This is a genomic window from Ketobacter sp. GenoA1 (assembly GCF_003671475.1).
Lineage (GTDB): Bacteria > Pseudomonadota > Gammaproteobacteria > Pseudomonadales > Ketobacteraceae > Ketobacter.
The window spans coordinates 391,611-406,316 of sequence record NZ_RCHM01000023.1 but is presented as its reverse complement, the minus strand read 5'-3'; the positions used below and the strand labels follow the sequence as shown (position 1 = coordinate 406,316).

The 14,706-nt window shown below is 53.5% G+C and carries 10 protein-coding genes; 6 read left to right on the top strand and 4 right to left on the bottom strand.

Annotated elements, in window-relative coordinates; genetic code table 11:
* Positions 1–251: 251 nt before the first annotated feature.
* From D9N13_RS10375 to D9N13_RS10355, 5 genes are all read left to right on the top strand, one after another.
* Entirely contained in the window at positions 252–1,463 is a 1,212-nt protein-coding gene (locus tag D9N13_RS10375; RefSeq protein ID WP_290589116.1) for an OprD family outer membrane porin, read from the top strand.
* Between the two features lie 255 nt (positions 1,464–1,718).
* Positions 1,719–2,240: a hypothetical protein gene (locus D9N13_RS10370; protein ID WP_290589113.1), complete on the top strand. Its 522-nt coding sequence runs from the start codon at positions 1,719–1,721 to the stop codon at positions 2,238–2,240.
* The gene (locus D9N13_RS10365; protein ID WP_290589110.1) at positions 2,237–3,058 is read left to right on the top strand and encodes a hypothetical protein; all 822 of its coding nucleotides are present in this window, start codon (positions 2,237–2,239) and stop codon (positions 3,056–3,058) included. Before D9N13_RS10370 ends, D9N13_RS10365 begins: the two co-directional genes overlap by 4 nt.
* Positions 3,059–3,231: 173 nt before the next feature.
* On the top strand, positions 3,232–5,406 hold the full coding sequence (locus D9N13_RS10360; RefSeq protein WP_290589107.1) for a malate synthase G: 2,175 nt from the start codon (positions 3,232–3,234) through the stop codon (positions 5,404–5,406).
* 330 nt (positions 5,407–5,736) lie between these two features.
* A complete protein-coding gene (locus tag D9N13_RS10355) occupies positions 5,737–8,193 on the top strand; it encodes an AAA family ATPase (protein WP_290589104.1) in 2,457 nt (818 codons plus the stop codon).
* Here D9N13_RS10355 and D9N13_RS10350 read toward each other — a convergent pair.
* The 3 genes from D9N13_RS10350 to ttcA are packed head-to-tail and all read right to left on the bottom strand — an operon-like array spanning position 8,190 to position 11,378.
* Positions 8,190–9,170: a LysR family transcriptional regulator gene (locus D9N13_RS10350; protein WP_290589101.1), complete on the bottom strand. Its 981-nt coding sequence runs from the start codon at positions 9,168–9,170 to the stop codon at positions 8,190–8,192. The two genes, D9N13_RS10355 and D9N13_RS10350, sit on opposite strands and share 4 nt — an antisense overlap.
* A gap of 51 nt (positions 9,171–9,221) precedes the next feature.
* Positions 9,222–10,445 carry a nucleoside recognition domain-containing protein gene (locus D9N13_RS10345; protein WP_290589099.1) on the bottom strand — a complete coding sequence of 408 codons (1,224 nt, stop codon included), beginning with the start codon at positions 10,443–10,445 and terminating at the stop codon, positions 9,222–9,224.
* Between the two features lie 12 nt (positions 10,446–10,457).
* Positions 10,458–11,378, bottom strand: a complete 921-nt coding sequence (gene ttcA, locus D9N13_RS10340; RefSeq protein WP_290589096.1) for a tRNA 2-thiocytidine(32) synthetase TtcA — start codon at positions 11,376–11,378, stop codon at positions 10,458–10,460.
* Between the two features lie 302 nt (positions 11,379–11,680).
* Here ttcA and D9N13_RS10335 point away from each other — a divergent pair, with 302 nt between their 5' ends.
* Positions 11,681–13,429 (top strand): alkaline phosphatase D family protein, encoded by a 1,749-nt coding sequence (locus D9N13_RS10335; protein ID WP_290589093.1) that lies wholly within the window; start codon positions 11,681–11,683, stop codon positions 13,427–13,429.
* Between the two features lie 56 nt (positions 13,430–13,485).
* On the opposite strand, the gene D9N13_RS10330 is transcribed toward D9N13_RS10335, so the two are convergent.
* Positions 13,486–14,688 carry an acyl-CoA dehydrogenase family protein gene (locus D9N13_RS10330; RefSeq protein ID WP_411268153.1) on the bottom strand — a complete coding sequence of 401 codons (1,203 nt, stop codon included), beginning with the start codon at positions 14,686–14,688 and terminating at the stop codon, positions 13,486–13,488.
* Positions 14,689–14,706: the final 18 nt, after the last annotated feature.

Here is a 14,706-nt window from a genome sequence, read left to right as displayed (position 1 = left end):
GCTACCACTTGCAGTAACAAAACAGTCATCTGTTCTTCATTTTTCAGACAACCCACCCTGCGGCCAGCGTTACGCATTTTTATCTTTAGCATTCAGAGAGTTAAGGGCTTGCGCCCTACTACAGCCAAAGCGGTGGCACTGATTTCGCATTGTATTAGGTGCTTGATATCACAGGTTAATACAACTTTAGAGACCGCATCACCAACACACAGACACCATTTTGAGTACGTTTTACATTCAGGAGTTATGAAATGAGAACTGAAAAAGTTTCGTCATTGGGGCTTCTTTGCGCCTACGTTTTATGTCCAACCGCACAGGCAGACGATTTTCAAGCCGCACTTCAGAACGGCACCGTAAATGGCAACATCAGAGCTTATTACAATACCCGGGACTATGAAGCTGAGGGTGCCACGGACGAATCTGCATTTGCATTGGGTGGCGCATTGCGCGCCGAAAGTGCCCAATGGTACGGCCTGAAATTTGGTTTGGGATACTATACAGCACAGGATCTGGGTACCAACGACGATGACCCGGCCAAGGTCAATAAGCGTCTTGGCAGCGATCTGGAGGTATTGGGTGAAGCTTACATCACCACCACCATACTGGATTCAACCTTTACCGTTGGCCGCCAGAAAATCAACACACCCTTTGCCAACGCCGGTGATGCGTTTATTATCCCCTTTACCTTTGAGGCCGCCAGCCTGTCCAACCAATCTCTGGACAACTTCACCTTCGAACTGACGCACATCAACACAATCAAAAATCGTAACAGCGCCGATTTTGTGGATGTAGGGCGTTGGTCTACCGGCCGCTACGGGGTTGAGCCGGCATCCACCGCCGGCACCACGGCAGCAGGAGTCAAGTTTGCCCAGAATGAACTCAATCTTGCCCTGTGGTACTACAATTACAGCGATTTGTTCACAACCCTGTATGGCCACGCTGACTATACGTTTGCCAGTTCAGGATCGATTACCCCCTTTATCGCCGCCCAGTACGTAACCCAATCCGACACTGGGGATGAGCTACTGGGCACAGTAAGCTCGGATCTGTACGGCATTCAGGGCGGCATCAAGTTCGGCAGCTCCAAACTGACCCTGGCTTACAATTCAGTATCAGAAGATGAAGACAGTTTTAACAACGGCGCCTTTCTCACGCCCTACTCCTTTTCCACCAGCCCCATCTTCACCAACAACATGCTAACCACCCTGGAAAACGTGGACGCCGGCGAAGCCAGCAAGCTCACCTTTAACCATCAGTGGAATGCCCTGGCCTTCAAGGCGAGCTATGCCGTGTTCGACTACGAACAAGCCGTTGACCGTAACGCCACCGACCTGGATATCACCTACAAGCTGGACCAATGGCAACCGGGATTGACGGTGCGCTGGCGCCTGGAAGTGGTGGACGGTGACGAGGATAATGTAGAACAGATGAACAATCGCTTTCAGTTGCAGCTGGTCTACTAAATCGTTTTTGTCGAAGCAGGAGGAAACATCATCTACCCTGTTCCTCCTGCTCCTTCCCGCCCCCAACGCCCCCAACACCACAGGGTCAAGCCCCCCACATCCGCGCCGAAAGCAGCTATACTGCAGGTCAGGCAGGCCAATAACAGCGCAGCCAGCTAAACAAATGCTGTAACCGGACAGAGTTCATACTTTCATCACGGGGATTGTTGTTAGTATTGAGTTAACTTAAAGCCATTCACCAACGAATACACCGCTATGTCCATCGAACTCAAAGCAAAAGAAATGGAATTGGGCGAAAGCGCCGGCACCCACCTGCTGGAGACGCTGGAGGAATTTCAGACTGTCCTTGACGCCATGGTGCCTCAAGCCAAACGCCAGGTTAAGATCTTCACCCAAGAGCTGGAACACGGTTTCTATGACCGGGAGGCTTTTCTGGATCTGCTGTCACCACTGTTCAAGGAGCACCGCGGTTTCACCGTCAACATTATTCTGAAAGACCCCGACAAAGCAGCCAAACTGGGTCATCGCCTGGTGGAGTTGCAAAAACGCCTGCCCACCCGCTGCGAAATCCGCAGCCTGCCCCGCGAATACGAAGAGATCACCGACGAATACCTGATTGTTGATGATATGGGCATGGTGAAACGCTTTGCCCTGGGCAACATGCGAGGGCACTGTGAATTTCGCTCGGTACCGGACGCAGTCAAATACGGGCGCCAGTTCAACGAGATCTGGGAGCGCAGCCAACCCTGTACTGAGCTTAGGAGGCTGGCTCTGTGAATTCGCGCACGAATCACCGTGTCGGCACCCTGCTGCTGATGCTGTTTACCATTGTTGCTGCCAACTACGCCCGGGCCCAGCAAACCACGGAGATCTACGAAACCTATCTGCCTGCCAATAAACTGGTACCCATTCTGGAGCCGCTGCTGGGTCCGGACGATAAAGTCACCGCCTATCACAACAAGCTGTTTGTGAAGGCAAGCCCCGCCGTGCAGGATGAACTGCTTGCGGTGTTACAGGAGATCGACCGCCCGCTTAAAAATATTCAGGTCTCACTGCGCTACGCGGATAACAGCCAGTTAGAGGCACAGAATCAGTCAGCACAAGGGCAAATTGTGGTCTACAAAGGGTCCAGCCGGGAGTCTGGAGTCGACGTGCAGGTAGTGAACAAAAACCGCTTCAGCACCCATGTGGACAGTGCCGATCATCAGATCCGGGTTTTGGAAGGTGAACAGGGCGTGCTGGAGGTGGGCAAGGATGTACCGGTTGACCAGTTTGTGTTTCTGGGGCCCTTGCAGACGGGCACCGTGAAAGAATACCGCTCTGTCAGCAACCAATTGTACGTGGTGCCCAAGCTGGTGAAAGACCGGGTCCGCATCGAAGTCTACACCAGCAATCAACGCATGAAGCGCAACAGCGACAATCAAATCCAGAAAATGGACGCCCAGACCATCGTGGTGGTTGAGCCCGGAATCTGGACCCCGTTGGCAGGTACAACCCGTTCCACCCAAGATGCCTCCAATGCTGTTTCCTACTCCACCCGTCGCACCGGATCAGGGGAAAAATCCCTGCAAATTCGGGCAGATATAGTCGATTAAACCGACCCATTTAGGAGGTCAATAATCACTATCACCATGACTTATTGGTCATCGGGGAAACTATTTGACACACTTCCGTCTAAACTGCATTATCCCAGCCCTTTGCAAAATACGCTTTACATAACCAAGCCCCTGTTTTTACTGGCAGAGGTGGACACTTGGAGGCAACTACGATGACAGCACGCACCAAAATCGGTGGTCTAGAAATCGCTACCCAATTGCACGATCTGGTAGCCAATGAAATCGCACCGGGCACCGGTGTCGAACCGGCACATTTTTGGGCGGAACTGGAAAAAATTGTCGCGGAACTGGCCCCCAAGAACAAAGCTCTGCTGGCCAAGCGTGATGATATCCAGGCCAGAATTGATGCCTGGCATCAGGCGCGCGCCGGCCAGGCCATCGACATGGCAGAATACAAAGCCTTTCTGACCGAACTGGAATATCTGCTGCCCGAAGGCGATGACTTCGAGGTTGCCACCTCCAATGTCGATCCCGAAATTGCCACCATCGCCGGCCCCCAACTGGTGGTGCCTGTGATGAACGCCCGATACGCACTGAACGCGGCCAATGCGCGCTGGGGCAGCCTGTATGATGCGCTGTACGGTACCAATGTGATCTCCGAAGAAGGTGGAGCGGAAAAGGGTAAAGGCTATAACCCGGTGCGCGGCAACAAGGTTATCGCTTACGCCCGTGCGTTCCTCAACGAGGCGGCCCCCCTGGCCAGCGGTCAGCACGAAGATGCCACCGCCTACTTTGTAAAGGGCGGTCAACTGGTTGTAGCACTTAAGGACGGCTCTGAGACCGGCCTGGCCCAGGCGGAGAAATTTGTCGGCTATAAAGGCGCCGAAATCGAGCCTTCCTCGATCCTGCTGTGCAACAACAATCTGCATATTGAAATCCAGATTGACAAAAACGGTGCCATCGGCAAAGACGATGCCGCCGGTGTCAACGACCTGTGCCTGGAATCCGCCATCACCACCATCCAGGATTGTGAAGACTCCGTGGCTGCAGTGGATGCGGAAGACAAGTGCGTGGTCTACCGCAACTGGTTGGGCCTGATGAAAGGTGACTTGTCCGAATCCTTCGACAAGGGCGGCAAGCAACTGACCCGGGTGATGAATCCAGACCGTGAGTTTACCGCCAGCAATGGTGACAAACTGGTGTTGCCCGGTCGCTCGCTGTTGCTGGTCCGCAACGTGGGCCACCTGATGACCAACGAAGCCATCCTCTACAACGGCGAGGAAATCCCGGAAGGCATTCTGGATGCAATGGTGACCTCCCTAATTGCCATCCACGACCTGAAGGGCAATGGCCCATTCCGCAATTCACGGGAAGGCAGCGTCTATATTGTGAAACCTAAAATGCACGGCCCCGAGGAAGTGGCCTTTGCGGTGGAGCTGTTTGGTCGGGTGGAACAGGCACTGGGCCTGGCAGCCAACACACTGAAGATCGGCATTATGGATGAAGAACGCCGCACCACGGTCAACCTGAAAGCCTGCATTCGTGAAGCCAAAGACCGGGTTATTTTCATCAACACCGGCTTCCTGGACCGCACCGGCGATGAAATCCATACCTCCATGGAAGCCGGCCCCATGATCAAGAAAACCGACATGAAAGCCCAGCCCTGGATCAATGCTTATGAAGACTGGAACGTTGACATCGGCCTGGAGTGTGGGCTGAAAGGCCGTGCCCAGATAGGTAAAGGTATGTGGGCCATGCCCGACGAGATGGCCGCCATGATGGACGCCAAAATTGGCCACCCCAAAGCCGGCGCAAGTTGTGCCTGGGTACCCTCCCCAACCGCCGCCACTCTGCACGTAATGCACTATCACAAAGTCAGTGTGGCAGGCATGCAGGAAGAACTGAAGAACCGCGCGCGGGCCAACCTGGACGATATTCTGACCGTGCCGGTGATGACAGACTCGTCTTCTCTGACCACCGAGGCAATCCAAAAAGAACTGGATAATAACGCCCAGGGCATACTGGGTTACATGGTGCGCTGGATTGATCAGGGTGTAGGTTGCTCCAAGGTACCGGACATCAACGACGTGGGCCTGATGGAAGATCGTGCCACCCTGCGGATTTCCAGTCAGCACGTTGCCAACTGGCTGCGTCACGGTATTTGCACCGAAGAACAGGTATTGGAAACCCTGCGCAGGATGGCGGCCGTTGTGGATCGCCAGAATGCCGGTGACCCCAGCTATCGTAATATGGCGCCAGACTTCAACGGTGTCGCATTTGAAGCAGCCTGTGAGCTGGTACTGGAAGGCTGCAAGCAGCCCAGTGGCTACACCGAGCCGGTTCTGCATCGCCGCCGCCGGGAAGCAAAAGCCAAATACGGCTGCTAATCGCTCCGCCTGAGCATCCGGAACTACACAAGCCCAGAAAAGTAAAAGCCCGGCTCTGTCCGGGCTTTTACTTTTTTGTAGCAGGCGGCTCCTGATTCGTGCAGGCATGATAGGTACAGGCATCGTTAAAAGGTATTTGCTAACGTGGTTAGTTCTTTTACCCCTTGAATAATTGCACCATTTCTGGCCTTATATAAACGTCAGCCTTCTGTCTACTGTTGATTACGGACCCGGGTTACGCAACACAGGATCAAACTACCCACCAGTATTCTCTTTTGGCTCCATCACAACACTGCTACATAACAATAATTCAAGTAGTTTGAGAAGGGTATGCCCACGTTTCTGTCCGCCGTTTTGGATACCAGCTGTTTTGTACCGGCAGAGCACCGTGATCTGGTACCACGCCATCACTTGCTGGATGCGTTGCATCAGCATCGCCATACCAATATAAGAGCATTGCTGGCTCCAATCGGCAGTGGCAAAACCACACTGCTGCAACAGTACTATAGCCGTAACCCGAGCAACTGCGCCTGGCTCTCTTTAGCTGAAGAAGACACCAGTGCAAACGGATTTTTTCATCATTTGGTGAGCGCGGTTCAGCGGGTAATACCGGATTTTAACGGGCCTGTTTTGTGTCATGAATTTGGCGATGAGGAACAGGAACCCCATGTATTCCTGGATTTGTTTTTGCAGGCTCTGACCAGGCTGGACCACCCCATTACCATCATCGTTGACGATCTGCAGCTGATCTCCGGCTTGCCATGGTACCAGCGTTTCATTGAGTTGATGTTGAACGCCAACAACGTACACTGGATGGTTGCGGCCAGTACCTACAGTGCCCTATTCAAGGATTGCCAGGTTGACGCGGACTGCTACCTCATCACCCAGGATCAGTTGTATTTCAACGCCAAGGAACAACGGGTGTTCCTGAGTAAAAACGCCGCCCATCAAGCGTTCAACCAGATAATTTCCCAAGTCACCCACGGCTGGCCCGCGGGTGTCAAATTGGCGCAACTATGCCTCACCAAAGCAACTGCATCCGGCGTCGACCTGAACCTGCCCACCCGGGCGTTGTTCGATCACCTGGTGGACACCCTGATCGATTATTATGACGAGCTTACCACGGGTTTTCTTACACAAACCGCTTTTCTGCACCGATTTAATACCGCGCTTTGCCAAAGCTATGTTCGCGCACCGGAACTGCCACGTTCACTGGATACGGTACTGAGCAGCCTGTTCCTGTTACAGGTTACTCCAGAGCATCCACTGTGTTACCAATACAATCCGCTCATTAAACAACGATTACTTCATCGCTTTCAGATGCTGCCGCATACGGAGCGCGAAAGACTGGTGTCAGGCGCCTGCACCTGGCTCACCGAAAACGGCTTCAACAACGATGGCATGATCACTGCTGCCCATCACCCACATCCGGCCATCCAGGATGAGTATTATCGAAAAAACCTGGTGCACTGGCTGCGTTCAGGCAGTCTGGCAGCGTTATACCAAAACCAAACATCCCATAGTAAGCCCAGCCTGAAGACATTGCCCCAGGCAAAACTGGCCTGGTGCTGGCTAATGAATATGTCAGGGCGGTTGTTGCAATCAGACGCTATTTTACAAGAGCTTCTGCAGGACAAACCCATTGCTCAGGTTTTACAGCAACCACAGAACGGTGCAGAGGCAAACTGCGCAGTGGCCTACGGCGCCATTCGTTCACAACAATGCCGGCTGGATGATGATTTGGTGGAAAACCTTAAACAACTTACTAAACACAACGCGGTGTACACCTCACTCAGAGCAACGCTGAACAGCCTGTTGGCGGATATTGAGCTGCAGCGTCTTCATAGCCAGGAGGCGGAGGCCTATATTGCAGGAGCCTGCGCTATCTCCGATGAGCTGGGCTACGAATATAATTTTTGTATGGCTCGGCAAATTGCCATCCGCCTGCACTTTTTCAATAACGATCCTGCCCACGCACTGGCAGAAGCTCAGCAGGTACTATCCAGGCACTGGCGGTATCCGAATGCCGTCGGTGTATCGCTTCTGCGCGTGACACTTGCCCATCTGCTGTATCGGGCTGATACCAGGGGAGCAGGTTATGAACTGGGTCTGGCACAGTGCAACATCAACCTGACCTGGATGCCTGCCGATACCCAGTTTATGGTGTACCAGATGATCATAAGGGAAATCATTCGCCAGGGTGATACCGCGCTTGCCAAAAGCCTGCTTGCCTTCTTGCACGGTATTGCCTGCAGCAATGGCGCCGAACGTTTCAATGCTCAGCTTCATCTGGAGCACTTTCGTCTGGCGGTCATGGTCAACGATGGCCGGATGAGCGAGGAACTCGCCACGCACAGCAACCTACTGGAACGGGTAAACCTGTGCCTGCGGGAAGACTGCCATTATGATTGGATCAGTCGTTTTAGCTGGCTTACGTGCGGCATTTATTACCATCGCAACAAGCACGACCTGGACCGCGCGCAGGAACTCAATCAACAGTTGTTATACCTGACCGTTCAAAACGGGTTTCCCGTCCATTTTTTAACGCTATCCGTCATGGGTATATGGCTGGAATTCAGCGCAGGAAATCATACCGCAGCCTACATCAAACTCAATGAACTGCTGCATAAAACCAGCCCCGATGAATTGCAATCCGGCCTGTTTGATGACATCCCCGGCTGCGACACACTGATTAATCGCGCCCTGGCAGAACAGCGTATTGAATTGCAGGCACACCGCTCGGCCCTGATCAAACTTGGCTTCGGCGAGGGCGGTGAACAGCCTTAGGAACTAAGGCTTTCCTCAGCCAGCAAGCGTTGCTCGTCATCCGCCATGCGTTCTGCTGTGTACATGACCAAACGACGCAACCATTGGTGCCCGGCGTTGGGATGCAGCAGCGGACTCCAGGCCATCTTCAGCTCGAACTCTGGAATATAGAAAGGAGGGTCCAGAATCACCAGTTTCGGATTCTCGGCCTGCATCCTGGCAATTTTGGTGGGCAGGGTTGCCACCAGGTCATTGTTCTGCGCCAACAGCCCCGGCATTTGATAATGGCGGGTAAATATCGTGATCTTACGTTTGCTGCCAATGCGCTGCAGTGCCTGATCGATCCACCCCAGGCCACCGGATTTTTCCGGATTCACACCAAAGCCAACCCCCATACCGGTTTTACTGACCCAGATGTGCTGCGCACTCAGATAGGATTTCAGGTTGAAGTTTTCCGCCACCGGATTCCTGCGATTCACCAGGCAGGAAAAACTGTCGGTCCATACTGTGTTCTGATGAAACGACTGCGGGATTTCATTGAAGCGATTGATGGCCATATCCACCCGCCCCTGCTCCATATCCTGATAGCTGACGTCGCTGGGGGTAAGAAAATCCAGAATGATATTGGGGGCCTCACTGCGGATATGCTTGATCAAGGCGGGAATCAGGGTGGCTTCGGCATAATCGCTTACCATGATCCGAAAAACACGTTTACTGGTTAACGGTTTGAATTCCTGCTTCGGTTCCAGCAGGTATTGGGTATCGGCCAGGATCTGGCGCACCCGGGGCTGCAGCTCAAGGGCCCGCTCAGTGGGCTTCATGCCCTCGCTGGAACGGATCAATAAGGGATCATTGAACAGATCTCTGAGGCGCTTTAAACCGTTGCTCATGGCAGGCTGAGTGATACCCAACTGCTCCGCCGCCCGAGTCACATTCAGTTCCCGCAGCAGCACATCCAGGTATACCAGAAGATTAAGATCCACCCGCCCAACATTCATTAATTAAATGCCTTCCAAAAGAGTATAATTCCGGTGAATTATAGGGCAGATTCAGGTGAAGAACCATAGACCCAATGCGATTGCGGCCACCATGCCCACAACATCGCACAGCAACCCCGCCCACAGGGCATAGCGAATACGGGTGATGCCCACCACCCCAAAATACACCGTCAATACATAGAAAGTGGTTTCGGTGGACCCCTGCATCACCGCCGCAATGCGCCCGGCCAGGGAATCCACGCCATGGGCGTTCATAACATCCAGCATCAGGGCACGGGCGCCACTGCCACTGAAGGGTTTCATGAGGGCCACGGGCAAGGCCTCGGCAAATCCGCTACCCATGCCCAGCCCCTCCAATCCCTCTGCCAGCAAGGCAACCAGATACTCCAGTGCGCCACAGGCACGGAACACCCCGATGGCCACCAGCATGGCCACCAGATAAGGAATCAGCTTAACTGCCGTCTCAAAGCCCTCTTTAGCGCCCTCAACGAACTGCTCATACACAGGCACCCGGCGCCACAGGCCATAACCGATGAACAAGGCGATTACCGCCAATAACAACCCGTTGGCCAGCAGCTGAGAGGCCGTGCCCAGCTCCCCCGCAGGCAGCAAACCCAGCCAGTAAACAAAGCCCCCCATCAGCACCGCCCCTGCACCCAGATAAGCCAGCACCACAACATCGAAAGGGATTTTTTGAATCAGCATCACGGCCAACAACCCGGTCAACGTCGACAGGCTGGTGGCCAACAAAATGGGAATGAATACCTCGGTGGGGTCTGCGGCGCCCAGTTGGGCGCGATACATAAAGATGGTCACCGGCAACAACGTAACCGATGAAGTGTTCAGTACCAGAAACAGTATCTGGGCATTACTGGCCGTGTGTTTAACCGGATTCAGAGACTGCAGCGCCTGCATGGCCTTCAAACCCAAGGGCGTGGCTGCATTATCCAGGCCCAGCATATTGGCCGCCAGATTCATGGTGACAGCCCCCTGTGCCACGTGGCCGTGGGGCACCTCCGGCATGATGCGACTGAACAAGGGCGCCAGCAACCGGCTCAGCACACTGATCAGCCCGGCCTGCTCGGCAATACGAAACAACCCCGACCACAAGGCCAGCAAGCCGATTAGCCCGATGGCGATTTCCACCGACAATTTGGCCATATCGAAGGTGGATTGAACAACCGCCTGAAATACCGCGTCGTCCCCACCCAAAAAGCGCAGCATTGCAACGGCAAAGCCCACCAGGAAGAAGCCACCCCAAAGATAATTCAGCAACGGTACCAGGCCTTATAGATTAACGAGATTCACCATTTTTACCGCATCGCGGGCCGGTTTGCCATCCACCGTCTGCTCATCTGCAAATTCGTATACCGGGCGCTCAGCGCTGCGATCAATTTGCAGATTCTGAAAATCAAACAGAGAGGTATCTGCCATTTGCGACAGCTTGATATTCTGCATGGAGTTGAAGATATGCTCGATACGGCCGGGTTGCTGCCGATCCCACTCCTGCAACATGAGCTTGATGTTCTGACGCTGCAGGTTCTCTTGTGAACCGCACAGATTACAGGGAATGATGGGAAACGCCTTAACGTTTGCAAAGGCTACAATGTCTTTTTCACGGCAGTATGCCAGCGGTCGAATCACAATGTTGCGTTGGTCGTCGGATAATAACTTGGGCGGCATTGCGGACAGCCTGGAACCGTAGAACATATTCAGGAACAGGGTCTCCACCATGTCATCACGATGATGGCCCAGGGCAATCTTGGTGGCCTTGATGTCCTCGGCGAAGGAATACAGCGTGCCCCGCCGCAAGCGCGAGCACAGACCACAGGTGGTGGCCCCTTCCGGTATTTTCTGTTTGACCACCGAGTAGGTATCGCGGTTGATAATGTAGTATTCGATACCCAGTTGATCCAGGTAGTCCGGCAACACATGCTCCGGGAACCCGGGCTGCTTCTGGTCCATGTTGACCGCCACCAGCTCAAAGTCAATCGGCGCACTCTTTTGCAGGCTCATGAGAATGTCCAGCATGGTAAAGGAGTCCTTACCACCGGACAGGCAGACCATGACACGATCCCCTGCTTCGATCATGTTGTAGTCTGCAATGGCCTTACCCACTTCACGCCGTAGTTTCTTTTGCAGTTTATTGAACTGGGTTTTCTGCTTTTTGGCCTGTTCCGGACTGAGGGCGGTTTCACTGGCGGACATTTGAATTCCCGATATGACAATGTGACGGGCTTTTTACCCGATTCCGGGCAGCATGTAAACTGACCGAACTGAATGGATTCACCAAGGATGGTGGACTGCCTGATAAGTTAATCCACTTAGTTGTACCATTGTACCAACTTGGCTATTATTCGACTCAATCAGTTTCGGAAACATTCATTATTTTCGCAACTGAAACAATAATTACACAATAAAAAGATAAAAAACGCACTACTCAAGGTTGGACTCAGCCTCCATCCTGCAACGGGTAGTCATTGTCATAACAAGGATGATTGGGGAAGCCCATGAGCACTATTGATCGTCGCAAGTTTCTTTCTTTTCTGGCGGCCGGCGTTGCCACTCCGTATGTTGTCACCTTTACCAGCGGCGATGCCAAAGCCGGACTGGTCGCGCCGGATGCACCGTTTGAGCTGGATTCACAACGGGTTTTCAGCCTCTCCGTGTCGTCCGGAGACCCAACCCCCACAGGTGTAGTGTTGTGGACCCGAATCGACCCCAGCGCCTGGCGCGCGGGACAGGCGCTGATTGTTCAGGTGGCCCGTGATGCCGACTTTCTGCAATTGGAGTTTGAAAGCATCGTGGAATCCCAGAATATCCGCCCGGAACGGGATTACTGTGTGTCCGTTGATGTGGATGGTTATCTGCAACCCAACATACGCTACTACTATCGCTTTATTTACGACAACACCCTGAGCCGCACCGGACGCTGTCGCACCGCCCCACCCTATGGTGCGGCACTGGATCACCTGAAGCTGGGCCTGCTCACCTGCCAGGATTACACCAATGGCTACTATGGCGCCCTGGCCCAGATCGCCAACGATGACAGCATCGACTTTGTCATTCACCTGGGTGACTTCATCTACGAGACTGCCGGTGATCCCCGCTTTCAGAGCCTGCCGTTTGAAGATCGGTTGATTGTGCTGCCCAGCGATGGCCTGGTTGCCCTGGATCTGGATGACTATCGCCACCTGTACAGAACCTATCGTTCCGACCCGTTCCTGCAGCAGGCCATGGAGCAACACACCTTTATCGTCACACGGGATGATCATGAGACCGCCAACGACGCTTATTGGGATTATGAACGGGATACACTGGGCGCCCCGGATCACCCGTTCACACTGGAACCGGAATACAACAATGATCCCGCTCGCCTGAATCAACTGATGCTGGATTCACAGCAAGCCTGGTTGGAATACATTCCGGCACGGGTGCAAGTTGACTGGAGTTCCACCGACCCCCATCGCTTTTTGAAATACTACCGCCGGGTACAGCTGGGTGATCTGGTGGACCTGTTCATGCTGGACGGCCGCAGCTATCGCACCCCTCACCCCTGCGGTGAAGACGATTTTTTCCAGCGCTATGTCCCCTACGGTTGCAGCAACTGGAAAAGCGATCAGCAAAGCCTGCTGGGCGCCGATCAGCGGGACTGGCTCTTGAATGGTATCATCGGTTCCTCTGCCCGTTGGAAACTGCTGGGCAACCAAACCTACATGGGGTGCCTGGGCGTTCAACTGTCCAACGGAAAAATGCCGATCAATGTCGATGCCTGGGATGGGTTTGACTACGAGCGCAACCTCATCAATAACGAGGTCGCCCTGAATCAGGTGGAAAACTTCGTGGTGGTGACCGGTGATTTACACACCTATATCGCGTCCCATATCAAAAAAGATTACGACAGCCGCTCCATCTTTAACTTCGATAATTTTATTGGCGTGGAATTTATGACTCCGGCGGTGACCTCTGCCGGTTTGTTCGATATGGTGGGTGCCAGTACACCACAGGGCGAGCAGCAATTGCTGGCGCAGGCGGTAACCAATACGGCAGTGCGCCTGACCAATCCACACATCCGCTATTTCAACACCACCCAAAACGGTTACTCCACCATTGAGTTCAAACACAAACACTGCGATTGGAAAGCGTATATCGTGGATAAGAATGTGAACGACGGCGAACAATCAGTGAAGCTGATTCGGCATTACCGCAAGTACACCACCTTCCCCTGGCTGATTACCCAGGCAGCACTGATCTACTGAAACCCACAGGGCCGCTGAATTGCCCCGAAAACACTACGGGGCAAAGCGGTATAACGCTACTTCAACTCACTGGATGATTTACCCAGCACATTACGGGCAATAATCAGCTGCTGAATCTGCTGTGTGCCTTCAAAGATATCCAGAATCTTGGAATCCCGGGCAAATTTCTCCAGCAATTGTTCCTCGCCGTATCCCAGTGACCCGCAGAGCTCCACACACTTGAGTGTAATACGGTTGCCAACCCGGCCGGCTTTCGCCTTGCACATAGATGCCAGCTTGGAATTGGGCTGTTTGTTGTCTGCCATCCAGGCTGCTTTCAGAATCAACAAACGAGTAGCCTCCAGCTCCGCTTCCATGCGATAGATTTCCGCCTGCAATGCGCTGCTGTTGTTGAGGCCACGATCGTAGGCAAACCTGATCCCCTCTTTCTCCAATAACGCTTTGGTCACTTCCAGAGCCGCCCGTGCCACACCATAAGCCATGGCGCCCACCGGCGGCCGGGTGTTGTCAAAGGTCTGCATAACACCACCAAAGGCCTTTTTACGGGCTTCTGCGGTATCAGCAATGTCAGGGGAACCCAATATATTTTCCTTGGGAATTCGGCAGTCGGTAAACACAATGGCCGCTGTATCCGATACCCGCAACCCCATCTTGTCTTCACAGCGCACCACCTGCATGCCGGGTGTGCCCTGTTCCACCACAAAAGACTTTATGGCAGCCTTACCTTTGGTTTTATCCAATGTGGCCCACACCACCACCGCATCACCACGGCTGGCTGAGGTTGCAAAAATCTTCTCGCCGTTCAGCACCCACTGATCTCCATCCAGTACCGCACTGGTTTGCACCGCCGCCGAATCAGAGCCGCAGCCAGGTTCGGTGATGGCCATGGCGCAATGCAGCTTGCCGAATTTTTCCTTCTGCTGCGACGTGCCCACCGCCTGTATTGCGGCGTTACCCAGGCCCAGGCCGGGAATGGACAGCATCAGGCCGATACAGCCCCAGCTCATTTCGCCCGTGGCCAACACCTGCATCATGTTGGCCCCATTTTTGATGTGATCACCGCCACCGGCTTTAGACCCATCGTCGGCAGACGACATGCCCATGCTTTTCAGCATCTGGCCCACCGGTATCAATTCCTCCGGTGTATCACAGTGTTCAATCTTGTCGTACTTGCGGGCAATGGGGCGGAACACGCTATTGGCCAGTTGATGACTCATCTGCTGTGCCATTTGCAGCTTCTGGGGTAGTTCTAGATTAATCATATTTATTCTCTCAAT